This window comes from Streptomyces sp. NPDC086147 (genome assembly GCF_040702165.1).
Lineage (GTDB): Bacteria > Actinomycetota > Actinomycetes > Streptomycetales > Streptomycetaceae > Streptomyces.
On record NZ_JBFBJO010000001.1, the window covers coordinates 139,117 to 165,609 of the forward strand.

Sequence of the window (26,493 nt, forward strand, 5' to 3'; positions counted from 1 at the left end):
ACCGCCCTCCTAAGACGGACCCGGATGTCTGCGAGGCGTCCTAGACTCGTGAGGCGATGAGCAGCCTCTTTGACGACAGCTTCCTGGCCGGTCTCCAGAACCACTCCTCGGAGGAGCCCCCGCCCCAGCCCGAGGACGACGAGCACGGCTCCCCGGCGCCGGAGGAGGTCCCGCACGACCTCTTCGGGGAGCACTTCGACGCGCCCCCGCCCCGGGACGCGTACTACCGCGACGGCGCCCCGCGCCCCGTCGTGGACCCCGCCGCCCTCCTGGAGGGGCTGAACGAGCAGCAGCGCGCCGCCGTCGTGCACACCGACACCCCGCTGCTCATCGTCGCCGGCGCCGGCTCCGGCAAGACCCGGGTGCTCACCCACCGCATCGCCCACCTCCTGGGCACGCGGCACGTCCACCCCGGCCAGATCCTGGCGATCACCTTCACCAACAAGGCCGCCGGCGAGATGAAGGAGCGCGTCGAGCAGCTCGTCGGCCCGCGCGCCAACGCCATGTGGGTCATGACCTTCCACAGCGCGTGCGTCCGGATCCTGCGCCGCGAGTCGAAGAGGCTCGGCTTCACCTCCTCCTTCTCGATCTACGACGCCGCCGACTCCAAGCGCCTGATGGCGCTGGTCTGCCGCGACCTGGACCTCGACCCGAAGAAGTTCCCGCCGAAGTCGTTCAGCGCCAAGATCTCGAACCTCAAGAACGAGCTGATCGACGAGGAGAGCTTCGCCGACCAGGCGCAGGACGGCTTCGAGAAGACGCTCGCCGAGGCGTACCGGATGTACCAGGCGCGGCTGCGCGAGGCCAACGCCCTGGACTTCGACGACATCATCATGACGACGGTCCACCTGCTCCAGGCGTTCCCCGACGTCGCCGAGCACTACCGCCGCCGCTTCCGCCACGTCCTCGTCGACGAGTACCAGGACACCAACCACGCCCAGTACACCCTGGTGCGCGAGCTGGTCGGCACCGGCTACGAGGACCTCGGCCCGGCCGAGCTGTGCGTGGTGGGCGACGCCGACCAGTCGATCTACGCCTTCCGGGGCGCCACCATCCGCAACATCCTCCAGTTCGAGGAGGACTACCCGGACGCGACCACGATCCTCCTGGAGCAGAACTACCGCTCCACGCAGACGATCCTCTCGGCCGCCAACGCCGTCATCGAGCGCAACGAGTCCCGCCGCCCCAAGAACCTGTGGACCAACGCGGGCGAGGGCGCGCGGATCACCGGCTACGTCGCGGACACCGAGCACGACGAGGCGCAGTTCGTCGCCGACGAGATCGACCGGCTCACGGACGCGGGCGAGGCCAAGGCCGGGGACGTCGCCGTCTTCTACCGGACCAACGCCCAGTCCCGCGTCTTCGAGGAGATCTTCATCCGCGTCGGCCTGCCCTACAAGGTCGTCGGCGGCGTGCGCTTCTACGAGCGCAAGGAGGTCCGGGACGTCCTCGCGTACCTGCGCGTCCTCGCCAATCCCGAGGACAACGTCCCGCTGCGCCGCATCCTCAACGTCCCCAAGCGGGGCATCGGCGAGCGCGCCGAGGCGATGATCGACGCCCTCTCGCTCCGCGAGAAGATCACCTTCCCGCAGGCCCTCAAGAGGGTCGACGAGGCGTACGGCATGGCCGCGCGCTCCGCGAACGCCGTCAAGCGCTTCAACGCGCTCATGGACGAGCTGCGCACCGTCGTCGAGTCCGGCGCCGGACCCGCCGTCGTCCTGGAGGCCGTCCTGGAGCGGACCGGCTACCTGGCCGAGCTCCAGGCCTCGACCGACCCGCAGGACGAGACCCGGATCGAGAACCTCCAGGAACTCGCCGCCGTCGCCCTGGAGTTCGAGCAGGAGCGGGGCGAGGAGCCCGCGACCCTCGCCGAGTTCCTGGAGAAGGTCGCCCTCGTCGCCGACTCCGACCAGATCCCCGACGAGGACGAGGAGGGCCGGGGCGTCATCACCCTCATGACGCTGCACACCGCCAAGGGCCTCGAATTCCCGGTGGTGTTCCTGACGGGCATGGAGGACGGCGTCTTCCCGCACATGCGCGCCCTCGGCCAGACGAAGGAGCTGGAGGAGGAGCGCCGCCTCGCGTACGTGGGCATCACGCGCGCGCGTGAGCGGCTCTACCTCACCCGCTCGGCGATGCGCAGCGCCTGGGGCCAGCCCTCGTACAACCCGGCCTCGCGCTTCCTGGAGGAGATCCCGCCCACGCACCTGGAGTGGAAGCGGACCGGTCCGATGGCGAAGCCCGCCGGGCCGACCTCGGGCATCACCTCCTCGCTCTCCTCCTCCCGCGCGCGCTCCGGCCCCTCGGGCTTCGCCACGCGGCGGGCCGGCGAGAAGCCGGTGATCTCGCTCCAGGTGGGCGACCGTGTCACGCACGACCAGTTCGGCCTCGGCACGGTCACGGCGGTGACCGGCACGGGCGCCGACGCCCAGGCGACGATCGACTTCGGCGACGACAAGCCGAAGCGGCTGCTGCTGCGGTACGCGCCGGTCGAGAAGCTGTAGCGGGTACGCGGACGCGGAAAGGGCCCCGGCTTCGGTCGGGGCCCTTTCCGTACGAATCCGTACGAATCCGTACGAAGGAGATCAGCTGGTCGGGTCCAGGCCGTGGCTGCGCAGCCACGCCAGCGGGTCGATCGCGTAGCCGCCGCCCGGCCGGACCTCGAAGTGGAGGTGCGGGCCGGTGGAGTTGCCGGAGTCGCCCGAGTACGCGATGACCTCGCCGGCCTTCACGGAACCGGAGCGGATCTTGGCGCTGCTGAGGTGGCAGTACCAGGTCTCGGTGCCGTCCGGGGCGGTCACGATCACCATGTTGCCGTACGCGCTGTTCAGCTGGGTGCGGACGGTGCCGTCCGTCGCGGCCATCACGGGCGTGCCGTTGAACACGGGGAAGTCGATGCCGGTGTGCACGGACATCCAGTTGACGCCCGACTGGCCGAAGCGCGCGCTGAGCCGGTGGAGCTTCACCGGCAGCGCGAACTTGGGGCGCATCGCCTCCTTGCGGATCGCCTCCTCCTCGCGCTTCTTCTTCTCGGCCTCCTGGCGGACCTTGAGGTCGATGCGCTCCTGGGCGCGGCTGGCGCGGCTGCCGAAGTCACGGGCGTCGGTGGCGAGGGCGTCGAGCTGGGTGTTGAAGGCGTTGTTCGCGGCGACCGGCTTGACGGCGTCCGGGGCGGCGGCGAGCGCGGTCGGGCTGTCCTTCTTCTCGCCCCCGGCGCCGGCGCCCGGGAGCCCGCCGACGGACGCGGCGGCGATGCCGGCGACCCCCATGACGCAGGCGGAGGGGACGGCGACGGTCAGCAGCGCGGACCGCTTGGCGGGAGTACGACGCCGGCCGCGACCGCCGCCGGAGGAACGGCGTACGGGGCGGCCGGTGGCGGGAGCGTCGGTACGGACCTCGACGGCGGGCTCGTCGCGGGGCTCGTCGTGGGGTTCCTCGTCGGTCCCGTAGGCGGCCTCGTACGAGGTCTCGCCGTCTTCGGCGGCCTCGGCGTCTTCGAGGAGTTCGGCGTCCTCGGAGTCCTCGGCACCGCCGGTCTCCGCCTCGGGCGCGTAGTCGTAGGAGAACTCGGCCGTGTGCTCGGGGAGTTGCTCGGACTGCGGGGTGTACTGGTGGGGCACGACCGGCTCGGGCTCCGGAGCGGCGTGGTTCCACGCGGTCGCGTCGTAGGCGCCGGTCTCGGTCGCGAAGGCGGGGGCGGCCCACTGGCCGCTGGTGTCGTAGGCCTCGTAGCCGTACGTGCCCTGGGCGGCGTACGCGCCGGAGTGGGCGGTCTCGTACTGGCCGGTGTGCTGGGCCTCGGTCCAGGCGGAGGCGTCCCACTGGCCGGTCGTGTCGTACGGGTCGCTCGCCCCGTACGGGCCGGTCGTGCCGTACTGGCCCGTCGCGTCGTACTGCGCCGCGCCGGTCTCGTAGGAGCCGGTCGTCGGGTAGGCGCCGGTCGCCTCGTAGGAACCGATGGTCTCGTAGGAACCGCTGGTCTCGTGGACGGGGGTCCCGTAGGCGGGGGTTCCGACGTTCCACTGCCCCGAGGCGTCCCACTGGCCGGTCGTGTCGTACTGCCCGGCGGTGCCGGGGGTTCCGGTGCTGCCGTACTGACCGAGGTCCCACTGGCCGCTGTGGTCGGCCTGACCGGCGGGGTACGTGCCGAACAGCGGGTCTGCGGCGAAACTGCCAGTGGTGTGGGCGTCGTCTCCGACGTACCCGGCGTGGGGGTGCTGGTCGTTCACCAACGTCTCTCTCGCCTCGGCAGCAGGACCAGTCCGGGGCGGGCCCGACGAGGGGTGTCCCGGGGGTAAGCAGTGGCGCGACTGTACCCGGCGGTATGCGCGGCGGACAATCTTCGGCGGGGTTTGCAGCCGTAGGAAACGGGCAATCGGTCGCGTTTCACCAGCTCGCGGAGACACCTTTGGCCTTGTGTTCGAGAAACATTCGAACAGGGGTGTCGCGTGGTCGGACGGCATATGTGTTGACGACGGTGATGTCGTGTGATCGGACGATCGCAGGGCGTCGACGGGGCGGCCGGGGGTCAGGTCGGGCGATGGGGGACACGTCCGTCAGGCGATGGGAGGACACGCCCGTCAGGCTACGGAGGACGCGTCCGGTTCCTCTCCCCGTCCGGCCGGGAGCCCGGGCCCGTCGTCGGCGTCGAGCGCCTCGCGGACCCCGGTGGCCACCGTCGGGTGCACGGGCAGCGCGAGGTGGCCGACCCCGCTGACCCGCACGTTGTGCACCACCAGGTCCGGGTGGTCGAGGCGGGCGGTCTCCACCGGCACCATCACCTGGTCGAGGTCGCTCCAGAAGCTCACGAACCTGGTCCGGCAGCCGGGCGCGGGGCCGGCCAGCTCCCGCAGCACCTCGGAACCGGGCCGCATCTGCCGCACCAGCGGATGGGCGGCGGCGAGCCGGGCCATGGTCGTGCCCGTGTGCGGGGTGCCGAGCGTGACCAGGGTCCGCACCCGCGCGTCACCCCCGAGGCACTGCACGTAATAACGCGCGATCAGCCCGCCGAGGCTGTGTCCGACGATGTCGACCTCGGCGTGTCCCGTACGGGCGCGGATCTCGTCCACCCGGCGGCCGAGCAGCTCGGCGGCGGCCCGCAGGTCGCAGGTGAGCGGAGAGTAGTTGAGCGACTCGATCCCGTCACGGCCGTGCCGGGCGAGGGAGCGGCGCAGCAGGACGAAGACGGAGCGGTTGTCCACGAAGCCGTGCAGGAGCAGGACGGGGCGCCTGCCCCGGGCGGGCCCCTCGGGCGGCACGTCGGACGGGGCGGGCGCGAGGCGCTCGGCCACGATCCCGGTCGGGTAGAGGACGAGATGGCCGGTGAGGATCGCCAGCTCCAGCGCGGTGGCCTTCATCAGGGTGGTGACCTTGGCGAACTCCATGGCCGGCCTCCCGAACGGCATGCGGGGCCGGACGGCGTGGCCGGTGCGCCGCGCCCCCGCGCCGCACGGACGGCGGCACGGAGGCGCGGCGACCTCGTCGCGGCTCCCTTCGCGACCGGTCCCGCTGCGGCTGACGGGCCCAGGAGGAGGGCCCTGAAGCGGGGACGGTGCGGAGCGAACATGTCCCACGTGTGATTTCCCCCTCGCTCGCTGCCGCGAAACAGCCGCTTGCGGGATGCTGGGGATAACGTTCGTTCACCTCCCCGGCAAAGAAGCGCGGGGGTCGCATGTGGAGGCAGTGATGGGTGTGACCGGTCCGATCCGCGTGGTGGTGGCCAAGCCGGGTCTCGACGGCCACGATCGCGGGGCCAAGGTGATCGCGCGAGCGCTCCGGGACGCCGGCATGGAGGTCATCTACACCGGACTCCACCAGACGCCCGAGCAGATCGTCGACACGGCGATCCAGGAGGACGCCGACGCGATCGGCCTCTCCATCCTCTCGGGCGCGCACAACACGCTCTTCGTGAAGGTCCTGGAGCTCCTCAAGGACCGCGACGCGGAGGACATCAAGGTCTTCGGCGGCGGCATCATCCCGGAGGCGGACATCGCGCCGCTGAAGGAGAAGGGCGTGGCGGAGATCTTCACGCCGGGTGCGACCACGACGTCCATCGTCGACTGGGTGAACGCGAACGTCCGGGTGGTCGCGTAGCGCTCGGGCCGCATGGCGGACGGGCCGAGTGGCGCGCGGGCCGGGTAGTGCTCGGGCCGTATGGCGCGCGGGCCGAGTGGTGCACGGCCGGCTCAGTGCGCGGGCCGCATGGCGCAAGGGCCGCGAAGCGTTCCGCCCCTCATCGTCCAGGGCCCTCCCCCCCCGGGAGGGCCCTTCGCCGTCCGTGCGCCCTCAAGCGGGCGGTACGAGCTCGGCGCGGATCGACGCGCGCAGGCGGAGCGTGGAGACCAGGCGCTGGAAGGCCTCCGACCAGTAGCCGCCCGCGCCGGGGACGACGTCCTCCGCCTCGTCCGGACGGGCCGCCAGGGGTTCGAGGCGCCGGGCCGCCTCCGGGGCGAGGCAGCGCTCCGCGAGGCCCATCACCCCGCTGAAGCTCCACGGGTAACCCCCCGCCTCCCGCGCGGTGTCCAGCGCGTCGATCACCGCTTCGCCGAGCGGCTCCGCCCACGGCACGGCGCAGACCCCGAGGAGCTGGAACGCCTCCGACAGGCCGTGGGCCGCGACGAACCGGGCGACCCAGAGCGCCCGTTCCTCCGGGGACAGCATCGACAGGAGCCGGGCCCGCTCGGCGAGCGACGAGGTGCCGGGCCCCGTCGCGGGCGGGACCGCGGGCGAACCGAGCAGCGCCCGCGACCAGGCCGCGTCCCGCTGCCGCACGGCCGCCCGGCACCAGGCGGCGTGCAGCTCGTCCCGCCACCCGTCGGCGACCGGCAGGGCCACGATCTCCTCCGGGCCGCGCCCCCCGAACCTGGCCGGCCAGCAGGAGAGCGGCGCGGACTCCACGATCCGGGCCAGCCACCAGGAGCGCTCGCCCCGGCCCGCCGGAGGGACCGCCACGACGCCGTCCCGCCGCATCGCCGCGTCGCACTCGTGCGGCGCCTCGACGCCGATCGTCGGTACGTCGGCCGTCCGGTCGAAGCCGACGCAGGTCAGGGCCCGGGCCGCCATCCGGCCCGCGAGGGCGGAGGACGGCAGGGCGGAGAGGAGTTCGGCGGCGGTCGCGCGGACGTTCCGGCCGCGGTCGCCGAGGGCCGCCTCCAGGAACTCCTCGTCCGCGTCGGAGAGTCCGGCCCGCAGCGAGTCGAGGAACATCAGCCGGTCCTCCGCCCGCTCGGTGGCCCAGGTGGAGGCGAGGAGGGCGAGACCGGCGGCCGGATCGTCGTCCCGTACGGCGGCGAGCAGGGCGACCCGCTCGGCGAACAGGCCCTCGTCCCACAGGGCCCGCACCCCCTCCGCGTCCCGGAGGGACGGGAGGGAGCCGGCCGCCCCCGTGCCGCGGAGGGCGAACCGCCACTCGGGGTTGAGCCGGGCCAGCCACAGCCCGCGCGGCCCCGCGAACCGCAGGGCCGGAGGGCGCAGATCGGTGCGGGCCCGGGCCGCGTCGAGGAGCGCGGGCAGGGTGGCGGACGGCGCCTTGTACCCGTGCTCTTCGGCGAGGGCCAGCCACTGGGGGAGCAACTCGGCGAGGTCGGGCGCGGTTCCGCGCCGCCCGGCGGGCGCGGGCGTTGTCCGGCCGGCGAGCAGTTGGTCGAGGCGCCGCCGGGCCGCCTCGGGCAGTGGCGCGCGCGGGTCCTCGGGGGCGGGCTCCGGCGGGGGCACGGCGGGCCCGGGCCGCAGCCCGGCCCTGCGCCGTACGGTGTGCAGCGCGGCGGCGTCGAGCAGCGCGCCCGCCGCGTCACCGCCCCTCATGTCATCGTCCAGCGCCTTGCCATCCGTCACGTCACCATCCGTCACGTCACCACCCGTCACGTCACCATCCGTCACATCGCGGCGCACCGTGCGCGCGAGCCCGGTGGGTGTCCGTCGGTCCGTCCCGAGCAGCGCCGAGGTGACGAGCTCCTCCCAGAGGCGGTCGGAGGCGGGATCCGGAGCGGGCGTGGTCGTGGTGGTGTCCATCGGGCTCCTCCGGTCGGTGGTCGTGATCGGCGATCGGTGGTCATCGGGTGCCGGACGCTGGGCGTCGGGCGTCGGGCGGTTCCTCGGTGACTGGTGGTCGGCGGTGCCGACGGCGGCGGGCGGGCGCGTACGGAGTCATGGGGTCATACGAGCGGGACCGTCTCGGCCGGGGCCTCCGGCGACCAGGCGGCGAGCGGGGTGAACCCCCGGTGCCCGCACTCCCCGAAGACGGTCACCGGGGCCCCGCCGGACAGGGCGACGAGCCGCCACAGCCCCGGGCGGGACTGGGCGTCGGGCGTCAGGGGCAGCGCCTCGTGGCCGCCCGCGTCGGCGAGCTGCCAGCCGTACTCCGCCCGCGCCGGTACGACGTCGCGCAGCGTCACCGGCCACGCGTCCAGCCACGGGTCCTCGCGCAGCGCGCTCCCGTACGCGTCCAGGGCCGCGCCGACCGGGCCGCCCGGCGGCGGGGCCGCAGGGCCGGCGACCGGGGCGAAGTGCTCGCCCGGCTCCGCCCGCAGCTGCCCGGAACCGGCGTGCGGGGTCAGCTCGCCGTCGAGCACCATGCCCACGGGAAGGGACAGCCGGGGCACCCGGCCCGCCGCCCCGTACGAGAGCACGAGCGCCGTGCGCCCGCCGGCCGTCCCGTACAGCCAGACGCGCCGGGTGGTCAGCCGCGCGTCGCCCGTGTCGTACTGCGCGAGGACGAGCCAGTGGTCGCGGACCGGGGTCCCGGCGACCGGGGACGGGAGGCCGACCCGGGTCCGTACGGTCGTCGCGAAGGGCACGGGCAGCCGGTCGGCGGTCAGCCAGGCCCGGTCGAGGAGGTGGGTCAGCGCGCACTCCTCCAGGAGCCGCACGGGCCAGCCGGGCCCCGATCCCGGTATCGCCCCCAGCTCCCGCACGCGGCCCGCGAGGCCGGGCGCCTGGGCGTCGACCATGCGGGCCGCCGTCTCCTCCCACAGGCCGTATCCGGACTGCCCGGCCGCCGCCAGACCGCCGCGCAGCAGGTCGGTGAGCCGCTGCTCCAACTCCCGCGCGCCCGAGGTGATCCGGGCCGCCCGCCGCTCGGCCCTGCGACGGGCCGCCTCGGGATCGGCCACCTCCCCGACCGCCCCGGGACCGACCGCCCCGGGACCGACCGCCCCGGGACCGGCCGCGCCCCCGACCGCGTCGCCGTGCCCGCTTCTGCTCCCGCCCCCGTCCCCGTTCTCGTCCCCGCTCCCCGTGCTGCGCGAAGCCCCGTCAGGAGCCGGTGCCGGCACCGGCCCGATCGTCGAACGCACCCCCATGCCCTTCATGACCACGACGGTAGAGGGCGCCACTGACAACGCCCATGACCTGCGAGTTCGTTGTGCAGCAGGGGAGTTGAGGGGAGTTCGGGAGGGGGCCGGGAAGTGCCGGTGCGGGAGTGGCGGGGCGAACCCGGAGGATTTGACTTTACCCTCCCTTTACGATTCTCTGCGCGGGATCCACGATCGACTCCACACACCAGGGGGACCTTCATGAAGCGCACCGCCCGTACCGTCCGCACCGCCGTCTCGGCCCTCGCCGTCACCGGTCTCGCCCTCGGCCTCGGCGCCTGTTCGGAGGCCGCCGAGAAGGCCGCCGAGCAGGCCGACAAGTCCGTGAACGAGACCTACGAGGTCACGTACGAGGTCACCGGCAGCGCGATCGAGTCCATCGACTACCACGCCGGCGGCGGCACCGCCCTGGAGCCGAAGATCGAGTCGGAGAAGAAGCCCGCCGCCCCGTGGAAGAAGACGGTGACGCTGAAGGGGATCATGCCGCCGGCCGTCATGCCGGTCTCGCTCAGCCCCTCCGACCTCACCTGCAAGATCACCTACAACGGCAAGGTCATCAAGGAGGCCAAGGCCGAGCAGGCGATGGCCGGCGGCTGCGTCGCCGTCTCCCCGGTCGTCGGCTGATCCCCGGCGGGGGCGGGCCCCTCCATCGGCGAGGCGGACCCCTCCAACCGCCCCCGACCAGCGCCGACATCGGATTGTCAGTGCCATGGTGCACGGTGGATCGCACAGCAGGTCGAACGATCTGGAGGGGGATCCATGCCCGTGCCCGAAACCATCGCGAAGCCCGGTGACGGTGCCGAGACGGACACCGCACCGGGCCTCCCGCAGACCTCCACCGAGGTCCTGCGGCCGCACGCCGAGCACGCCTTCGCCGCCGAACTCGCGGCGCTCGCCGCGGCCGACGACCGGCCCCGGCCCGCCCGCTGGCGCCTCTCGCCCCGGGCCGTCGCCACCTACCTCCTCGGCGGCACGCTCCCCGACGGGACCGTGATCACGCCCAAGTACGTCGGCCCGCGCCGCATCGTGGAAGTCGCCGTCACCACCCTCGCCACCGACCGGGCGCTGCTCCTCCTCGGCGTCCCCGGCACCGCCAAGACCTGGGTCTCCGAGCACCTGGCCGCCGCCGTCAGCGGCGACTCCACCCTCCTCGTCCAGGGCACCGCCGGCACCCCGGAGGAGGCGATCCGGTACGGCTGGAACTACGCCCGGCTCCTCGCCCACGGTCCCGACCGGGACGCGCTTGTGCCGAGTCCCGTCATGCGGGCCATGTCCCGGGGCGCGACGGCCCGCGTCGAGGAGCTCACCCGCATCCCCGCCGACGTGCAGGACACCCTCATCACGATCCTGTCCGAGAAGACCCTGCCCGTCCCCGAACTGGGCGAGGAGGTGCAGGCCGTCCCCGGCTTCAACCTCATCGCCACGGCCAACGACCGCGACCGGGGCGTCAACGAGCTCTCCGGCGCGCTGCGCCGCCGCTTCAACACGGTCGTGCTGCCGCTGCCCGCGACCCCCGAGGACGAGGTCGACATCGTCGCCCGGCGCGTCGAGCAGCTCGGACGCTCCCTGGAGCTGCCGGTCCCGCCGGACGGGGCGGCCGAGATCCGCCGGGTCGTCACCGTCTTCCGCGAACTGCGGGACGGTGTCACCACCGACGGGCGCACGAAGGTCAAGTCCCCCTCGGGGACGCTCTCCACGGCCGAGGCCATCTCCGTCGTCACGGGCGGCCTCGCCCTCGCCGCCCACTTCGGCGACGGCGTCCTGCGCCCCGCGGACGTCGCCGCCGGCCTCCTCGGCGCCGTCGTCCGCGACCCGGCGGCCGACCGGGTCGTCTGGCAGGAGTACCTGGAGACGGTCGTCCGGGAGCGGGACGGCTGGAAGGACTTCTACCGCGCCTGCCGCGAGGTGAGCGCATGAGGACGTCCGCCGCCGTGACTCCGCCCGCCGCCGCGACGCCACCCGCTGCCGTCACGACGGCCACCGCCACGACGATGTCCAGCGCCGCAACAGCATCCACCGCCACGACGTCGTCCACCTCCACGACACCGCCCACGCCCACGACACCGTCCACCCCCGCCGATTCGCCCGCCGTCGCAGCCCCGCGCCGGGGCCTCGTCCCGCGTGCGTCCCCGGGCGGGCCCTTACTGCTCGGCGTGCGGCACCACGGGCCCGGCTCGGCGCGGGGGGTGCGGGCCGTGCTCGACGCCGAGCGGCCCGCCGCGGTGCTGATCGAGGGGCCCGCCGAGGCCGACGCGCTGGTGGAGCTCGCGGGGGACCCGGGCATGCGGCCGCCCGTCGCCCTGCTCGCCCACGCGGTGGACGACCCCGGGCGGGCCGCGTTCTGGCCGATGGCCGAGTTCTCGCCCGAGTGGGTCGCGCTCCGCTGGGCCCTGGACCGGGGCGCCGCCGTCCGGTTCGTCGACCTGCCCGCCGCCCACACCCTCGCCGCCGACCCCACCTGGGACGAGAGCGAGGAGGTCGCCGGGGACGGGGTGCGGATCGACCCCGTCGCGGAACTGGCCGGGGCCGCCGGGTACGAGGACGCCGAGCGCTGGTGGGAGGACGTCGTCGAGCTGCGCGGCGACGGCGACCCCGCCGCACCGTTCCGGGCCCTCGCCGAGGCCATGGGCGCCCTGCGCGAGGCGTACGGGCACGGCGGCCACCCCCGCGACCTGGTCCGCGAGGCGCACATGCGGCTCCGGCTCCGTGAGGCGAGGAAGGAGTTCGGGGACTCCGTCGCCGTCGTCTGCGGCGCCTGGCACGTCCCCGCCCTCGCCCTGCGCACCACCGTCGCCGCCGACCGGGCCCTCCTCAAGGGCCTGCCCAAGGTGCGGACCGGGACGACCTGGGTCCCCTGGACCCACCGCAGGCTCGCCCGCCGCTCCGGCTACGGCGCCGGCATCGAGGCCCCCGGCTGGTACGGGCACCTCTTCACCGCACCCGACCGGCCCGTCGAGCGCTGGATGACCCGGGTCGCCGGGCTCCTCAGGGCCGAGGACCACCCCGTCTCCTCCGCCCACGTCATCGAGGCCGTCCGGCTCGCGGAGGCCCTCGCCGCCCTGCGCGGCCGCCCGGGCCCCGGCCTCGACGAGACGACCGACGCCGTCCGCGCCGTCCTCTGCGAGGGTTCCGACGTGCCGCTCGCCCTCGTCCGGGACCGCCTCGTCGTCGGGGACGTCCTCGGCGAGGTGCCCGACGGCGCTCCCGCCGTCCCCCTCCAGCGCGACCTGACCCGGCGACAGCGCTCCCTCCGCCTCAAGCCCGAGGCGGAGGAGCGCGAGCTCGCGCTCGACCTGCGCAAGGAGACGGACGGCGACCGCAGCCGCCTGCTGCACCGGCTGCGGCTCCTGGGCGTCCCCTGGGGCGAGCCGGCCCCCGGCCGGACCGGCACCGGCACCTTCCGCGAGACCTGGCGGCTGCGCTGGGAGCCCGAGCTGCACGTCCGGGTCGCCGAGGCCGGCGTCTGGGGCACCACCGTCGCGACCGCCGCCACCGCCCGGGCCGAGGCCCGGGCCCGTACCGTCACCACCCTCGCCGACGTCACCGCCCTCGCCGAGGACTGCCTCCTCGCCGGGCTCGCCGACGCGCTCCCCGCCGTCATGCGGGCCCTCGCGGACCGGGCCGCGCTCGACACCGACGTCGTCCACCTCGCCCGGGCCCTCCCGGCCCTCGCCCGCGCCCTGCGCTACGGCGACGTCCGGGGCACCGACACCGCCGCCCTCGGCGAGGTGGCCACCGGGCTCGCCGAGCGGATCTGCGTCGGCCTGCCGCCCGCCTGCGCCGGACTCGCCCCCGACGCCGCCGCGCCCCTGCGGGAGCGGATCGACGAGGTCCACCGGGCCCTCGGCCTGCTGCCCGACGCCGCGGGGACGCGCGAGCGCTGGACCGGCGTCCTGCACCGGCTCGCCGCGCACGACCGGGTGCCCGGCCTCCTCCGGGGCCGGGCCGCCCGGCTCCTGCTCGACGAGGGACGGACCACCGACGACGGGGCCGCCCTCCTCATGGGCCGCGCCCTCTCGCCCGGCACCCCGCCGCCCGACGCCGCCGCCTGGATCGAGGGCTTCGCCGGCGCCGCCTCCGGCGGAGGACTGCTCCTCGTCCACGACGAGCGCCTCCGCGGCCTCGTCGACGCCTGGCTCACCTCCGTACCGGCCGAGGCGTTCACCGACGTCCTGCCCCTGCTGCGCCGCACCTTCTCGGCGTACGAGCCGGGCGTGCGCCGCACCCTGGGCGAGCTGGCCGCCCGGGGCCCCGGGACCGGCGGCCCCGGCGCCTCCGCGCCCGGCGCGCCCGGCTTCGCCCCCGCCCCCGACCGGGAGCGCGCGGACGCCGTCCTCCCCCTCCTCCACCTCGTCCTCGGCACGGAGGCCCCCGCGTGAACCCCATGACTCCCACCACTCCCATGACCTCCGCTGCCCCCGCGACCCGTACGACCGGCGACCCGAGCACACCCGCCCCCAGGTCCTCCGCCCCCACGTCCCCCGCCCTCCCCGCCGACGAGCGGCTGCGCCGCTGGCGGCTCGTCCTCGGCGGGGGCGACGCCGACGGCACCGGGCGCGCGCTCGCCGGGACCGACGCCGCCGTGGACGGAGCCCTCACCGCCCTCTACGGCCGGAACCCGGACGACCGCGACGGCGACGGCACCGGGCGGGGCCGTACGGCCGGGCTCGGCGCCTCCGCGCCCTCCGTCGCCCGCTGGCTCGGCGACATCCGCACGTACTTCCCCGCCCCCGTCGTCCAGGTCATGCAGCGCGACGCGATCGACCGGCTCGGCCTCGCCGCCCTCCTCCTGGAGCCGGAGATGCTGGCGGCCGCCGAGCCCGACGTGCACCTCGTCGGCACCCTCCTCTCCCTCCGCGAGGCCATGCCCGAGACCACCCGGGAGACCGCCCGCGCCGTCGTGCGCAAGGTCGTCGCCGACCTGGAGGAGCGCCTCGCCGCCCGTACCCGCGCCACCCTCACCGGCGCGCTCGACCGCTCCGCCAGGACCAGCAGGCCCCGCCACGGGGACATCGACTGGGACCGCACGATCCGCGCCAACCTCAAGAACTACCTGCCCGAGCACCGCACGGTCGTCCCCGAGCGGCTCGTCGGCCACGGGCGCGCCTCCCGGGCGGTGCGCAAGGAGGTCGTGCTCTGCGTCGACCAGTCCGGCTCCATGGCGGCCTCCGTCGTCCACGCCGCCGTCTTCGCCGCGGTCCTCGCCTCCCTGCGGACGATCGCCACCCGGCTGCTCGTCTTCGACACCGCCGTCGTCGACCTGACCGACCGGCTCGACGACCCCGTCGACGTCCTCTTCGGCACCCGGCTCGGCGGCGGCACCGACATCGACCGCGCCCTCGCCCACTGCCAGGCGGGCATCACCCGCCCCGCCGACACCGTCGTCGTCCTGATCAGCGACCTGTACGAGGGCGGCGTCCGCGACGGGACGGTGAAGCGGGTCGCGGCGATGAAGGCCGCCGGCACCCAGGTCGTGGTCCTGCTCGCACTCTCCGACGAGGGCACCCCCGCCTACGACCGCGACCACGCGGCGGCCCTCGCCGCGCTCGGCGTCCCTGCCTTCGCCTGCACCCCCGACCTGTTCCCGGAGATCATGGCCGCCGCCCTGGAGAAGCGGCCCCTGCCGATACCCGCAGGCTGATCCCGGAGCACGTCCCGGGGTGCGGAATCCGTCGTCGCGGACCACTCGCACGGGTGGACGGAGAGCGACTGAGTCCCATATCACAGCGGCCCCCGGAGGCCCCTCACTCCGCCGCTCCGCGCGCCGTGAGCCGCCCGGATCCCGGGCCCCGCCTGCCACGACCGCCGCGGCCGGCCCTCCCGCGACCTCCGCGCACCGTCCCGCCGCCCTCACGCGCTGTGACCCGTATCACCGCTCTCCTGTGATCTGCGATTTAGGGACCCACGGCACACGGCGATAACCTGCGAGACGGACATGCCGCGTCCACGGACACCGTGTACGCCTCCCTTGTGACAGAGCAGTCACGTTGCCCTCCGCGGCACGCCCACGCAGACAACGAACCGCGATCATCAGAAAAGGGACGGACGCGCGTGGACCTGTTCGAGTACCAGGCGAGGGACCTCTTCGCCAAGCACGGTGTACCGGTGCTGGCCGGTGAAGTCATCGACACGCCTGAGGCGGCGCGCGAGGCCACCGAGCGTCTTGGCGGCAAGTCGGTCGTCAAGGCGCAGGTGAAGGTCGGCGGCCGCGGCAAGGCCGGCGGCGTGAAGCTGGCGGCGAACCCGGACGAGGCCGTCGCCCGCGCGACGGACATCCTCGGGATGGACATCAAGGGCCACACGGTCCACAAGGTGATGATCGCCGAGCTGTCCCCGGAGATCGAGGCGGAGTACTACGTCTCGTACCTCCTCGACCGCACCAACCGCACCTTCCTCGCGATGGCGTCGGTGCAGGGCGGCATGGACATCGAGGAGGTCGCGGAGAAGACCCCCGAGGCCCTCGCGAAGGTCCCGGTCAACGCCGTCGACGGCGTGAGCATCGAGAAGGCCCGCGAGATCGTGGCCCTCGCGAAGTTCCCGGCCGACGTGGCCGAGGGCGTCGCCGAGGCCCTGGTGACCCTGTGGAAGACCTTCGTCGCCGAGGACGCGCTCCTCGTCGAGGTCAACCCGCTGGTGAAGACCAAGGACGGCCGCATCCTCGCCCTGGACGGCAAGGTGTCCCTCGACGAGAACGCCGACTTCCGCCAGCCCGACCACGAGGCTCTCGAGGACAAGGCCGCAGCCAACCCGCTCGAGGCTGCCGCCAAGGCCAAGAACCTCAACTACGTCAAGCTCGAGGGCGAGGTCGGCATCATCGGCAACGGTGCCGGTCTGGTCATGTCGACCCTGGACGTCGTCGCGTACGCCGGTGAGAACCACGGCGGCGTGAAGCCGGCCAACTTCCTCGACATCGGCGGCGGCGCCTCCGCCGAGGTCATGGCGAACGGCCTGGAGATCATCCTGGGCGACCCGGACGTCAAGTCCGTGTTCGTCAACGTCTTCGGTGGCATCACCGCCTGTGACGAGGTCGCCAACGGCATCGTCCAGGCCCTGGAGCTCCTCGCCTCCAAGGGCGAAGAGGTCACCAAGCCGCTGGTCGTGCGCCTCGACGGCAACAACGCGGAGCTGGGTCGCAAGATCCTGTCGGACGCGAACCACCCGCTCGTGCAGCGCGTGGACACCATGGACGGCGCGGCCGACAAGGCCGCCGAGCTCGCGGCTGCGAAGTAAGGGACGAGGTCAGAACACCATGGCTATCTTCCTGACCAAGGACAGCAAGGTCATCGTCCAGGGCATGACCGGTGCCACGGGCATGAAGCACACCAGGCTCATGCTGGGCGACGGCACCAACATCGTCGGCGGCGTGAACCCGCGCAAGGCCGGCACGACCGTCGACTTCGACGGCACCGAGGTCCCGGTCTTCGGCTCCGTCGCCGAGGCGATGAAGGAGACCGGCGCCGACGTCTCGGTCCTCTTCGTCCCGCCGGCGTTCGCGAAGGCCGCCGTCGTCGAGGCCATCGACGCCGAGATCCCCCTCGCGGTCGTCATCACCGAGGGCATCGCCGTCCACGACTCCGCCGCCTTCTGGGCGTACGCGCAGGCGAAGGGCAACAAGACCCGCATCATCGGCCCGAACTGCCCCGGTCTCATCACCCCGGGCCAGTCCAACGCCGGCATCATCCCGGGCGACATCACGAAGCCGGGCCGCATCGGCCTGGTCTCGAAGTCCGGCACGCTGACGTACCAGATGATGTACGAGCTCCGTGACATCGGCTTCTCGTCCGCCGTCGGCATTGGTGGCGACCCGGTCATCGGCACCACGCACATCGACGCCCTGGCGGCCTTCGAGGCCGACCCGGAGACCGACCTGATCGTCATGATCGGCGAGATCGGCGGCGACGCCGAGGAGCGTGCGGCCGACTTCATCAAGGCCAACGTGACCAAGCCGGTCGTCGGCTACGTCGCGGGCTTCACCGCGCCCGAGGGCAAGACCATGGGCCACGCCGGCGCCATCGTCTCCGGCTCCTCCGGCACCGCCCAGGCGAAGAAGGAGGCCCTGGAGGCCGCGGGCGTCAAGGTCGGCAAGACCCCGACCGAGACGGCCAAGCTGGCGCGCGCGATCCTCGCGGGCTGACGCCGCCGCAACCGCACAGCGAGTGGGCCCCGCCCCTCCCGGGAGACCGGGCGGGGGCGGGGCCCACTCGCGTACGGATCCATGCGCGTACGGAGCGGGGGCGGCTATCCGGCCACCGGGAGTAGCCGTTCGGGGCCCGGGTTCGGCTCGGAGCGCAGCCGGTCGCGGAGCTCCACGTCCTCGGGCCTGAGCTTTTCCGGGCCGCCGCGCACCGGCACGCCGTTGACGGTCTCGCCGGGCGCGTTCACCGGGACGTACCGGGTCGGCGCGGTCACCGCCGTGAAGCCGGTCATCGCGATGAGGACCGCCGTCACGCCGACCACCGCCCGCGTCCAGGTCCTGGTCCGGTGCTCGCTGCCGGTCCGGACCGCGCGGGCCGCCGGAAGCGCCGCCGCGGGCTCCTCCGCGGCCAGCGCGTTCAGCCGCCGGTGCAGCTCCTCGGGCTCGGCGAGCTCGGGGTCCTTCCGGCCGAGGACCGTGCGCGCGTGCAGCAGCCGGTTGGCGGCGGCGGGGGTGCTCGCCTCCGTCTCGGCCGCCGTGTCCGGCAGGTCGAGGCCGAGACCGTCGTAGAGCAGCACGGTCCGGCGGTACGGCGGCGGCAGTTCGAGCAGTGCGGAGAGCAGCTCCTGCCCCCGCCGGCCCGCCTCGGCCGGTGCGGCGTCGGGGTGCTTGTGGGCGCGGCGCAGCCGGTGCCAGGGGGAGAGGGCGTACTCGTACGCCGTCGCCCGCACCCAGCCCACCGGGTCCGCGTCGACCGCGACCTCGGGCCAGCGCTGCCACGCCTGCTGGAAGGCGCGCTCGACGGCCTCCCGGGAGAGCGCCCGGCGCCCGGTGAGCAGATACGTCTGGTGGACCAGGCCGGGCGCGGCGTGCGCGTAGAGCGCGTCGAACGCCTCCTCGGGGGTGAGTCCGCCGGACCCGGCGGGAGCCTCGACGGGCGCGGCCGGTTCCGTCGGTGCGGCCGGCCCCACCACCTCGGACTTCTCCGCCGCCTCGGGCTTCTCCACCGCCTGGGGCTTCTCCGGCGTCTCCGGCGCTCCCGGCTCGGGCGCCTCCGGTTTCAGGCGTTCCGCCGGCATGGAGACCCCGTCGCCGGCCGGAGTGGCGGGCGGCCGGGAGGAAACCGGGGAGGAGGGGGCCGAAGGAGTGAGGGCGGACCCGGAAACCGCCTCCGCTCGCCCGGCGGGGTCCGGGGACGGCTGCGGGCCCTCGGGCCCGCACGCGCCGAGCAGTCTCGCGTACGCCTCGCGCTTGCGGCCCCGGGGCGCCGAGCGCCCGGCCTCCCACGCCTTGACCGTGGCTTTCGTGACGCCCATGGCCTCGGCGACCTGCTCCTCGCTCAGGGCGAGGGCCTCGCGCAACCTGCGCCGCTCCTCGGGGGTCGGCAGGGTGACGGAGGGGGTGGAATCCGCGGTGCTCCGGCTCATGGGCGTCGACCTCCCGCAGAGCTTCTCTGGGCGGAAAAGTACATAAACGTATCTTGAGCGACACAACGGATGTTTGCCTGTTACGCGGCGAAAGCGCGTGTCGTTGGGAGCATGGCCCCGTGACCCACGTGACCGAGCATCCCCTGGTCCAGGGCGGCCGTTCCGCCGCGCTCGCCGCCGCCTGCGTCCGGGGCGGGGTCGCCGCCGGCCTCGGCCTCGGCGCCCTCGCGGTCCTGGTGATCGCGGCCTGGATCAGCTCCCCGTTCCCCGACGGCGGCCCGAACGACGTCCTCCACGCCGCCGCCGGGCTCTGGCTGCTCGCCCACGGCGTGGACCTGATCCGCACGGACACCCTCTCCGGCGTGCCCGCGCCCCTCGGCGTCGTCCCGCTCCTCCTGACCGCCCTGCCCGTCTGGCTCGTCCACCGGGCCGCCCGCGACGCCCTCGACCCGGGCCCCGGCCGCCGGGACCGGCCGCGCCCCTCCCCGAGCGGCGCGATCACCTCGGTGGCCGGGGGATACCTCCTGGTCGCGGCGGTGGTCGTGCTCTACAGCGAGAGCGGCCCGTTCCCCGCCGAACTGGTCACGGCCGGGCTCTGGCCGCCCGCCGTCGTCACCGGCGCGGCGGCCGCGGGGGTCTGGACGGCGCTCGGCCGCCCGTTCCCCGGGCAGCGGTGGGCTGTCCTGCCGCGCGCGGCGGGGCTCGGGCTCGTGACGCTGCTCGTCGGCGGCGCTGCGGCCGCGGCGACCTCGCTGACCTGGCGCGCGGGCCGGGCGGAAACCGTCTTCCTGGGCCTCGCGGGGGAGTGGTCGGGGCGGGCCGTGGTCCTGCTCCTCGTCCTGGCGCTGCTGCCGAACGCGGCCGTGTGGGGGGCCGCGTACGGCCTCGGGCCCGGCTTCGCCCTCGGTACGGGCGCCCTCGCGACCCCGCTGGGCCTCGCCGGGGACCCGGCCGTGCCGCCCTTCCCGCTCCTGGCCGCGGTGCCCGCCGAGGGGCGCGGCACCTGGCTCCACTGGTCGGTCGCGGCGGTCCCGCTGGTCGCGGCCCTGCTCCTGGGACACCGGGTGGGCCGCTCGGCGCGGACCTGGACGGCCCGGGAGACGGTGCTGACGGCGCTGGGCGCGGCCGGGGCGTGCGCGGCGGCCGTCGCCGCCCTCGCGGGAGCGGCGGGCGGCCCGCTGGGCTCCGGCCGGCTGTCCGCGTTCGGCCCGGTGTGGTGGCAGACGGGTGCGGCGGCGATGCTGTGGGGGACCTGCGTGGGCGTTCCGGCGGCCCTGGGGGCACGGGCCTGGGGCCGCCGCGCCCTGCGCCCGAAGCGCGTACCGGCGCCGGTGCCGACCCCGATTCCGGCCCCGGCTTCCGTGAGGGCGACGGACGAGGCCGAGGCCGCCGCCGACCGGAAGCCCTCCCGGACGTGGACGTGGACGCGGCGCCCGGCCCTGGCCTTCAGCCGGGTCCGGGGCCTCCTCCGGCGGCCCGGAACGGCCCCCGGAACCCCGGGCCCGGACGGCGGCTCGTACGGCGATCCGTACGGACGCTCCTACTCCGGCCCGTACGGCGACCCCCTCGGCGACACCGGCTACGAGCCGTACGACTTCCTCCCGGCGGCCTGGGAACCCTCCCCGGACCCGAAACCGAAGCCTCGGTCGGACCCGAAACCGGACCCGAAACCGGACCCCAAACCGGACCCGAAACCGGACCCGAAACCGGATCCGAAACCGGACCCGGCTCCCGGCGTCGAGGGCTCCGAGGGCGCCGATCGCTCCGAGGAGTCCAAGGCCCCCGGCGCGTAGGCCCCGCCTACTCCCGCACCCCGAACGTCGCCCGCAGCGGCTTCGGCAGGAGGTCGTTGCAGGAGAGCCGGCCCGCCTGGGTGAGGGCGTCGTCGCGGCACTCGTAGAAGTCGCGGTAGACGATCTGCATGGTGAAGCCGCCCGCCACGAGCGCCAGGGCCATGCCCGACGCGACCAGACCGCTGATCGCGGCCGTCCGCATCGCCCGCACCGGGGCGGCCACCGGGGAGGCGCCCTGGGCCGGGGTCCGTCCCGAGGGCTGGGACGCCGGCTGTGACGTCGGCGACACCCCGCCGGTCCCGCCGGCCCCGTCCGCCGCCCGCTCCTCGCCCTGCTTCGGCCTGGTCCGCAGCGAGCTGATCGCCCAGTAGAGACCGAGGGCGCCGAGCAGCAGCGCGAGTTCCGGGATCTCGAAGAGGGCGAAGAAGAGGCCCCACATGCCGGCGAGGATCGCGTACCGCGCCCGCCGCTGCGCCGGGTCCGTCGGGTCCCAGCGGAGCCCCGGGCCGCGCCCGGAGCCGCCCTGCCCGGGACCGCCCTGGCCCCCCTGACCGCCCTGGCGCTCGGGTCCGCGCCCGAAGCCGTCCTGGGAGGGGCCCGGCTGGCGCGGGCTCCAGCGGCCGTCGGACGGGCCCGACGGGTCCGGGGTCCCGGACGCGTCGTCGTCCGGGCCCTCCGGCCGCCGCGGCTGCCACGGCTGATCCGGCCGCCCCTCGGGCGGCGGCGCGAACGGGTTGTTGTCGTCCGTGGACTGGCGTTCCGGCATCTGCTGAACGTCTTCCCTCTGTCGTCTCGACCACGGCCGCACCCGTGGTCTCCGCTGCTGACTCGTGCTGTCCGTATGCTGCCCGGTCCCCCGACCCGGCCCGGTCTCGGACCCTGACGCTACCGCTCTGCTCCGCCCCCGTCCCGTGGGGGCCGTCCGGTGTGCCGGTATCGTTGCTGACGGTCGAGCCATTCGTAGGGTTCCCCGTATCGAGCGGCACGATTCGTTCGTACGACCGCACAAACACCACGGAAAGAGTGACCCAGTGGCTGCCGCCCGCCTCGTCGTCCTGGTCTCCGGTTCCGGTACCAACCTTCAGGCCCTCCTCGACGGCATCGCCGCCGACCCCGAGGGGTACGGCGCGGAGGTCGTCGCGGTCGGCGCCGACCGCGACGGGATCGCCGGTCTGGAGCGCGCCGAGCGCGCCGGGCTCCCGACCTTCGTGTGCCGGGTGAAGGACCACGCGAGCCGCGAGGAGTGGGACCGCGCCCTGACGGAGGCCACCGCCGCGTACGAGCCGGACCTCGTCGTCTCGGCCGGGTTCATGAAGATCGTCGGCAAGGAGTTCCTCGCCCGCTTCGACGGCCGGGTCGTCAACACCCACCCGGCCCTGCTCCCCAGTTTTCCCGGTGCCCACGGGGTGCGCGACGCCCTCGCCTACGGCGCGAAGGTCACCGGGTGCACCGTCCACTTCGTCGACGACGGCGTCGACACCGGCCCGATCATCGCCCAGGGCGTGGTCGAGGTGCGGGAGACGGACGATGAAGCCGCTCTGCATGAGCGCATCAAGGAAGTCGAGCGCTCGCTGCTCGTCGACGTCGTGGGGCGTCTCGCCCGGCACGGCTACCGCATTGAGGGACGAAAGGTTCATGTCGGTGAACACGGACACCGTTAAGCCCATCCGCCGCGCGCTGGTCAGCGTCTACGACAAGACGGGGCTCGAAGAGCTGGCCCGCGGCCTGCACGAGGCCGGTGTCGAGCTCGTCTCCACCGGCTCCACGGCCGGGAAGATCGCCGCGGCGGGCGTTCCCGTCACCAAGGTCGAGGAGCTGACCGGCTTCCCCGAGTGCCTGGACGGGCGCGTCAAGACCCTCCACCCGCGCGTGCACGCCGGCATCCTCGCCGACCTGCGCCTGGAGTCGCACCGCGAGCAGCTCGCCGAGCTCGGCGTGGAGCCGTTCGACCTGGTCGTCGTGAACCTCTACCCGTTCCGCGAGACGGTCGCCTCCGGCGCCACCCCGGACGAGTGCGTCGAGCAGATCGACATCGGCGGCCCTTCCATGGTCCGCGCCGCCGCGAAGAACCACCCGTCCGTGGCGATCGTCACCAGCCCCGAGCGGTACGGCGACGTGCTCGCCGCCGTCCGGTCCGGCGGCTTCGACCTGACCGCCCGCAAGCGGCTCGCGGGCGAGGCCTTCCGGCACACCGCCGCGTACGACGTGGCCGTCGCCTCCTGGTTCGCCGACGACTACGCGGCGGCCGACGACAGCGGCTTCCCGGACTTCCTGGGCACCACGTATGAGCGGAAGAACGTCCTGCGGTACGGCGAGAACCCGCACCAGGGCGCCGCGCTCTACGTCGACGGGACGGGCGGCCTCGCCGAGGCCGAGCAGTTCCACGGCAAGGAGATGTCGTACAACAACTACACGGACACCGACGCCGCGCGCCGGGCCGCGTACGACCACGACGAGCCCTGCGTCGCGATCATCAAGCACGGCAACCCGTGCGGCATCGCGATCGGCGCCGACGTCGCCGAGGCCCACCGCAAGGCGCACGCCTGCGACCCGGCGTCCGCGTTCGGCGGCGTCATCGCCGTCAACCGCCCGGTGACGGTCGAGCTGGCCGAGCAGGTCGCGGAGATCTTCACCGAGGTCATCGTCGCCCCGGCCTACGAGGACGGCGCGGTCGAGGTCCTGGCCAGGAAGAAGAACATCCGCGTGCTGCGCACCGAGGGCGCCCCGGCCAACCCGGCCGAGGTCAAGGCGATCGACGGCGGCGCCCTCCTCCAGGTCACCGACCGCCTCCAGGCCGACGGCGACGACCCGGCGAACTGGACCCTGGCGACCGGCGAGGCCCTCTCCGCCGAGGAGCTGGCCGAGCTGTCCTTCGCCTGGAAGGCCTGCCGCGCGGTCAAGTCCAACGCGATCCTGCTCGCCAAGGACGGCGCCTCGGTCGGCGTCGGCATGGGCCAGGTCAACCGCGTCGACTCCGCGAAGCTGGCCGTCGAGCGGGCGGGCGAGGAGCGGGCGCGCGGCTCGTACGCCGCCTCCGACGCCTTCTTCCCCTTCCCCGACGGCCTGGAGGTCCTCACCGCGGCCGGCGTGAAGGCGGTCGTGCAGCCCGGCGGCTCGATGCGCGACGAGCTGGTCGTCGAGGCGGCGGCCAAGGCCGGCGTGACGATGTACCTCACGGGCACCCGCCACTTCTTCCACTGACGCGGATCCGCGCGACGCGAACGGCCCGCCGTCCCTCCCCGGGGTGGCGGGCCGTCCGCGTCACGCCGGCGGATCAGCCGATCGGGCGGTCTCTGTTCTAATGGATTGCTCTTCTGTCGACCGCCGGTGATGAGGGCGTGATGTTGGACGTAGGGAACAAGTCCCCCGAGGAGGCCGTCGCGGGCGTCCCCGCCGCCGGCGCCCCCGCCGTCGGCATTCCCGCTCAGGCGAGCGCCCCGGAAGCCCCGAACACCCCGCAAGCACCGGACGCCCCCGACGCCCCCGACGCGGCCGGCACCGGGACGCCGACGGGCCTCTCACCCGCCCCCCTCCGCCCGTACCTGGTCCTCGCGGCCGTCCTCTGCGGCCTCTACTTCCTCTACTCCTGGGTGCAGTACGCGCACTTCCGGACCCCCTCCTGGGACCTCGGGATCTTCGGGCAGTCCGTCCGCGCGTACGCCGAGTTCCGGGCACCGATCGTGGACATCAAGGGGCCCGGCTTCCCGATCCTCGGGGACCACTTCAGCCCGGTCACCGCCCTGCTCGCGCCGCTGTACTGGATCTGGCCCTCGCCGGTCGCCCTGCTCTTCGCGCAGGCCGCGCTCTTCGCCGCCTCGGCCGTGGTCGTCGGCCGCACCGCGCAGGAGGTGCTCGGCAGCCGGGCCGCCGGCATCGGGCTCACGCTCGCGTACGGGCTCTCCTGGGGGCTCCAAGAGGCGGTGAGGTCCGACTTCCACGAGATCGCCTTCGCCGTCCCGCTGCTCGCCCTGACCTGCCGGGCCCTGATCCTCGGCCGCTGGTCCCTGGCCGCCTCCTGGGCGGTCCCGCTGGTCCTGGTCAAGGAGGACATGGGGCTCACCGTCACCATGGTCGGCGCGGTCGTCTTCCTCAAGGGGAGCAGACGGCTCGGCGCCGCCCTGGCCGCCTTCGGCGTCGCCGCCTTCGCCCTCACGGTCCTGGTCCTGATACCGGCGGCGAGCAGCCTCGGCCAGTACGACTACTGGTCCAAGATCGAGAAGACGGGCGAGGGGGCCGACACCTCCTTCGGGCAGGTCGTCGGGGACGCCCTCGCCTCGGGCGAGCGCTGGGAGATGGTCCTCTACCTGCTCGCGATCACCGGCTTCCTCGCCCTGCGCTCCCCGCTGGTGCTGCTCGTCCTGCCGACCCTGGGCTGGCGCTTCCTCTCCCAGGACCCCAACCACTGGGGCATGCACTGGCACTACAGCGCGATCCTCATGCCGGTCCTCTTCCTGGCCCTGGTGGACGGTGTCCGCGCGGTCCGCACCTCGCCGCGCGCCTGGCTCGTCTCGTACGGGAGGGTCGTCGTCCCGGTGGCGACGGCGGTCGCGCTCGTCCTCGCCGCGAACCTGCCGCTGCGCGAGCTCCTGAAGCCGGAGACGTACCGGGCGGACGCGCGGGTCGCGCAGGCGCGGGAGGCGCTGGCGGCGGTGCCGGAGGGGGCGAGCGTGGAGACGGACGTCTCGCTCCTCGCCCACCTCACGGCGGACCACCGGGTCTACTGGGCCGGGACCTCCCAGGAGGTCGACCCCGACTACCTGGTCTACGACCTGCGCGGCTGGTCGCAGCAGGCCTCGGACCCGGAGCTGCTGGCTTCGCAACTGCATCCCCGGGCCCGCTACGACCTCACCCACCGCTCGGACGGGTTCGCGGTCCTGAAGCGGCGCTGACCCCGCACGGCGGGCGCGGGACAACGGGGAGGCCCCGGGCATCGACCGATGCCCGGGGCCTCCCGCGTGGAACGGAGCGGACGCGGTGTCAGCCGTTCTCCTTGACGACCAGCGTGCTGCACACCTTGTCGGAGAAGGTCTGCTTCTTCGAGTCCCAGATCGGCCAGAGGTAGCCGATGTAGCAGGCGATGCCGTCGAGGAAGTGCGCGAGCTGGCGCACGAAGGACATGCCGAAGCCGAGCGGGCGCCCGTCCGACTCCCGCAGCGTCCGGGTGCCGACGATCCTCTTGCCGATCGTCTGGCCCGTCGCGCCCTCCTTGTAGACCTGGAAGAAGAACATGAAGATCAGGTAGACGAGGCCCACCAGGCTGAGGACCACCGCGAGGCCGCTCTCGCCGTTGCTGCTGCTGTTGCTGCCCAACGCGGCGCCGACGCCGACGAGGATGTAGTACGGCACCAGCATGATGGCGCTGTCGATCAGCCGGGAGAGGACTCGCCAGCCCCAGTGCGCCAGCGGGGGAACGTTTCCGTAACCGCCCGAGCCCGGGTAGCCGCCGCCGGCGTACGGCGAGACCGGCGGGGCGGCGGGGTAGCCGTAGCCCTGCTGCGGCACGCCCTGCGGGGCCTGCTGCGGGTAGCCGTAACCGGGCTGCTGGCCCTGCGGGTAGCCGTAACCGGGCTGCTGCTGACCCTGTCCCTGGGGCTGGCCGTAGGGGTTGTTCGGGTCGCCGAAGCTCATCGCGGGATTCCTCCGTGAATTTCTCTGTGCGGGGACGACGCGGCCCGCGCGGAGGAGCTTCATGGCATGTGAGCGGATTTCCCCCCGGCACTTTCCGCGGTACTGCGCGGATCATCGTCGTCGTACCGTCGACTTCTTGTCCAGTCGATACGGGACGGAGTTGTGCAAGTGCAACCTTCCGTTCCGGCTCCGGGCCCCCT

General features: G+C 74.1%; 19 protein-coding genes. 12 read left to right on the top strand and 7 right to left on the bottom strand.

Going from position 1 to position 26,493, the window contains the following annotated elements; all coding sequences use genetic code 11:
- Window positions 1–56: 56 nt before the first annotated feature.
- Window positions 57–2,504 carry a DNA helicase PcrA gene (gene pcrA / locus AB0398_RS00705; protein ID WP_366371125.1) on the top strand — a complete coding sequence of 816 codons (2,448 nt, stop codon included), beginning with the start codon at window positions 57–59 and terminating at the stop codon, window positions 2,502–2,504.
- Window positions 2,505–2,585: 81 nt separating this feature from the next.
- Here pcrA and AB0398_RS00710 read toward each other — a convergent pair whose 3' ends face one another.
- Together AB0398_RS00710 and AB0398_RS00715 are read right to left on the bottom strand one after the other, a co-directional pair.
- The gene (locus tag AB0398_RS00710; protein ID WP_366371127.1) at window positions 2,586–4,229 is read right to left on the bottom strand and encodes a peptidoglycan DD-metalloendopeptidase family protein; all 1,644 of its coding nucleotides are present in this window, start codon (window positions 4,227–4,229) and stop codon (window positions 2,586–2,588) included.
- 351 nt (window positions 4,230–4,580) lie between these two features.
- Window positions 4,581–5,384, bottom strand: coding sequence for an alpha/beta fold hydrolase (locus AB0398_RS00715; protein ID WP_366371129.1), 804 nt, complete (start codon window positions 5,382–5,384; stop codon window positions 4,581–4,583).
- Window positions 5,385–5,685: 301 nt separating this feature from the next.
- Between AB0398_RS00715 and AB0398_RS00720 the strand changes: the two genes are divergently transcribed.
- Window positions 5,686–6,093 (top strand): cobalamin B12-binding domain-containing protein, encoded by a 408-nt coding sequence (locus AB0398_RS00720; protein WP_366371131.1) that lies wholly within the window; start codon window positions 5,686–5,688, stop codon window positions 6,091–6,093.
- A gap of 192 nt (window positions 6,094–6,285) precedes the next feature.
- Here AB0398_RS00720 and AB0398_RS00725 read toward each other — a convergent pair whose 3' ends face one another.
- Window positions 6,286–7,803, bottom strand: a complete 1,518-nt coding sequence (locus AB0398_RS00725; RefSeq protein WP_366372320.1) for a DUF5691 domain-containing protein — start codon at window positions 7,801–7,803, stop codon at window positions 6,286–6,288.
- A gap of 350 nt (window positions 7,804–8,153) precedes the next feature.
- A complete protein-coding gene (locus tag AB0398_RS00730; RefSeq protein WP_366371133.1) occupies window positions 8,154–9,338 on the bottom strand; it encodes an SWIM zinc finger family protein in 1,185 nt (394 codons plus the stop codon).
- Between the two features lie 174 nt (window positions 9,339–9,512).
- Here AB0398_RS00730 and AB0398_RS00735 point away from each other — a divergent pair, with 174 nt between their 5' ends.
- The 6 genes from AB0398_RS00735 (at window position 9,513) to sucD (ending at window position 17,445) form a co-directional block, all read left to right on the top strand.
- Window positions 9,513–9,935, top strand: a complete 423-nt coding sequence (locus AB0398_RS00735) for an MmpS family transport accessory protein (protein WP_366371135.1) — start codon at window positions 9,513–9,515, stop codon at window positions 9,933–9,935.
- Window positions 9,936–10,070: 135 nt separating this feature from the next.
- Complete coding sequence (locus AB0398_RS00740; protein WP_366371137.1) at window positions 10,071–11,228, top strand: AAA family ATPase; 1,158 nt, start codon at window positions 10,071–10,073, stop codon at window positions 11,226–11,228.
- Window positions 11,225–13,690: a DUF5682 family protein gene (locus AB0398_RS00745; RefSeq protein ID WP_366371139.1), complete on the top strand. Its 2,466-nt coding sequence runs from the start codon at window positions 11,225–11,227 to the stop codon at window positions 13,688–13,690. Before AB0398_RS00740 ends, AB0398_RS00745 begins: the two co-directional genes overlap by 4 nt.
- 23 nt (window positions 13,691–13,713) lie before the next feature.
- Window positions 13,714–14,952, top strand: coding sequence for a VWA domain-containing protein (locus AB0398_RS00750; protein WP_366371141.1), 1,239 nt, complete (start codon window positions 13,714–13,716; stop codon window positions 14,950–14,952).
- A gap of 410 nt (window positions 14,953–15,362) precedes the next feature.
- Window positions 15,363–16,541, top strand: coding sequence for an ADP-forming succinate--CoA ligase subunit beta (sucC, locus tag AB0398_RS00755; RefSeq protein WP_366371143.1), 1,179 nt, complete (start codon window positions 15,363–15,365; stop codon window positions 16,539–16,541).
- A gap of 19 nt (window positions 16,542–16,560) precedes the next feature.
- Window positions 16,561–17,445, top strand: a complete 885-nt coding sequence (sucD, locus tag AB0398_RS00760) for a succinate--CoA ligase subunit alpha (protein WP_053641201.1) — start codon at window positions 16,561–16,563, stop codon at window positions 17,443–17,445.
- A 104-nt stretch (window positions 17,446–17,549) separates the two neighbouring features.
- On the opposite strand, the gene AB0398_RS00765 is transcribed toward sucD, so the two are convergent.
- Entirely contained in the window at window positions 17,550–18,872 is a 1,323-nt protein-coding gene (locus AB0398_RS00765; RefSeq protein ID WP_366371145.1) for a sigma factor-like helix-turn-helix DNA-binding protein, read from the bottom strand.
- A gap of 119 nt (window positions 18,873–18,991) precedes the next feature.
- On the opposite strand from AB0398_RS00765, the gene AB0398_RS00770 reads away from it, so the two are divergent.
- Window positions 18,992–20,665 (top strand): DUF6350 family protein, encoded by a 1,674-nt coding sequence (locus tag AB0398_RS00770; RefSeq protein WP_366371147.1) that lies wholly within the window; start codon window positions 18,992–18,994, stop codon window positions 20,663–20,665.
- 7 nt (window positions 20,666–20,672) lie between these two features.
- Here AB0398_RS00770 and AB0398_RS00775 read toward each other — a convergent pair whose 3' ends face one another.
- Complete coding sequence (locus AB0398_RS00775) at window positions 20,673–21,431, bottom strand: hypothetical protein (protein ID WP_366371149.1); 759 nt, start codon at window positions 21,429–21,431, stop codon at window positions 20,673–20,675.
- Window positions 21,432–21,696: 265 nt separating this feature from the next.
- On the opposite strand from AB0398_RS00775, the gene purN reads away from it, so the two are divergent.
- The 3 genes from purN (at window position 21,697) to AB0398_RS00790 (ending at window position 25,554) form a co-directional block, all read left to right on the top strand.
- Window positions 21,697–22,326 (top strand): phosphoribosylglycinamide formyltransferase, encoded by a 630-nt coding sequence (purN, locus tag AB0398_RS00780; protein ID WP_365542447.1) that lies wholly within the window; start codon window positions 21,697–21,699, stop codon window positions 22,324–22,326.
- On the top strand, window positions 22,301–23,866 hold the full coding sequence (purH, locus tag AB0398_RS00785; RefSeq protein WP_366371150.1) for a bifunctional phosphoribosylaminoimidazolecarboxamide formyltransferase/IMP cyclohydrolase: 1,566 nt from the start codon (window positions 22,301–22,303) through the stop codon (window positions 23,864–23,866). Before purN ends, purH begins: the two co-directional genes overlap by 26 nt.
- A gap of 140 nt (window positions 23,867–24,006) precedes the next feature.
- Window positions 24,007–25,554 carry a DUF2079 domain-containing protein gene (locus AB0398_RS00790; protein WP_366371152.1) on the top strand — a complete coding sequence of 516 codons (1,548 nt, stop codon included), beginning with the start codon at window positions 24,007–24,009 and terminating at the stop codon, window positions 25,552–25,554.
- Between the two features lie 88 nt (window positions 25,555–25,642).
- Here the strand turns inward: AB0398_RS00790 and AB0398_RS00795 are convergent, their stop codons facing one another.
- The gene (locus AB0398_RS00795; protein ID WP_366371154.1) at window positions 25,643–26,293 is read right to left on the bottom strand and encodes an RDD family protein; all 651 of its coding nucleotides are present in this window, start codon (window positions 26,291–26,293) and stop codon (window positions 25,643–25,645) included.
- Between the last annotated feature and the right edge of the window lie 200 nt (window positions 26,294–26,493).

What these genes read in the sequence shown, in the direction of transcription:
- pcrA (WP_366371125.1), top strand. Translation starts at nt 57, where the DNA reads ATGAGCAGCCTCTTTGACGACAGCTTCCTGGCCGGTCTCCAGAACCAC.
- AB0398_RS00715 (WP_366371129.1), bottom strand. Translation starts at nt 5,384, where the DNA reads ATGGAGTTCGCCAAGGTCACCACCCTGATGAAGGCCACCGCGCTGGAG.
- AB0398_RS00720 (WP_366371131.1), top strand. Translation starts at nt 5,686, where the DNA reads ATGGGTGTGACCGGTCCGATCCGCGTGGTGGTGGCCAAGCCGGGTCTC.
- AB0398_RS00725 (WP_366372320.1), bottom strand. Translation starts at nt 7,803, where the DNA reads ATGAGGGGCGGTGACGCGGCGGGCGCGCTGCTCGACGCCGCCGCGCTG.
- AB0398_RS00735 (WP_366371135.1), top strand. Translation starts at nt 9,513, where the DNA reads ATGAAGCGCACCGCCCGTACCGTCCGCACCGCCGTCTCGGCCCTCGCC.
- AB0398_RS00740 (WP_366371137.1), top strand. Translation starts at nt 10,071, where the DNA reads ATGCCCGTGCCCGAAACCATCGCGAAGCCCGGTGACGGTGCCGAGACG.
- AB0398_RS00745 (WP_366371139.1), top strand. Translation starts at nt 11,225, where the DNA reads ATGAGGACGTCCGCCGCCGTGACTCCGCCCGCCGCCGCGACGCCACCC.
- AB0398_RS00750 (WP_366371141.1), top strand. Translation starts at nt 13,714, where the DNA reads ATGACCTCCGCTGCCCCCGCGACCCGTACGACCGGCGACCCGAGCACA.
- sucD (WP_053641201.1), top strand. Translation starts at nt 16,561, where the DNA reads ATGGCTATCTTCCTGACCAAGGACAGCAAGGTCATCGTCCAGGGCATG.
- AB0398_RS00765 (WP_366371145.1), bottom strand. Translation starts at nt 18,872, where the DNA reads ATGAGCCGGAGCACCGCGGATTCCACCCCCTCCGTCACCCTGCCGACC.
- AB0398_RS00775 (WP_366371149.1), bottom strand. Translation starts at nt 21,431, where the DNA reads ATGCCGGAACGCCAGTCCACGGACGACAACAACCCGTTCGCGCCGCCG.
- purH (WP_366371150.1), top strand. Translation starts at nt 22,301, where the DNA reads ATGTCGGTGAACACGGACACCGTTAAGCCCATCCGCCGCGCGCTGGTC.
- AB0398_RS00790 (WP_366371152.1), top strand. Translation starts at nt 24,007, where the DNA reads ATGTTGGACGTAGGGAACAAGTCCCCCGAGGAGGCCGTCGCGGGCGTC.
- AB0398_RS00795 (WP_366371154.1), bottom strand. Translation starts at nt 26,293, where the DNA reads ATGAGCTTCGGCGACCCGAACAACCCCTACGGCCAGCCCCAGGGACAG.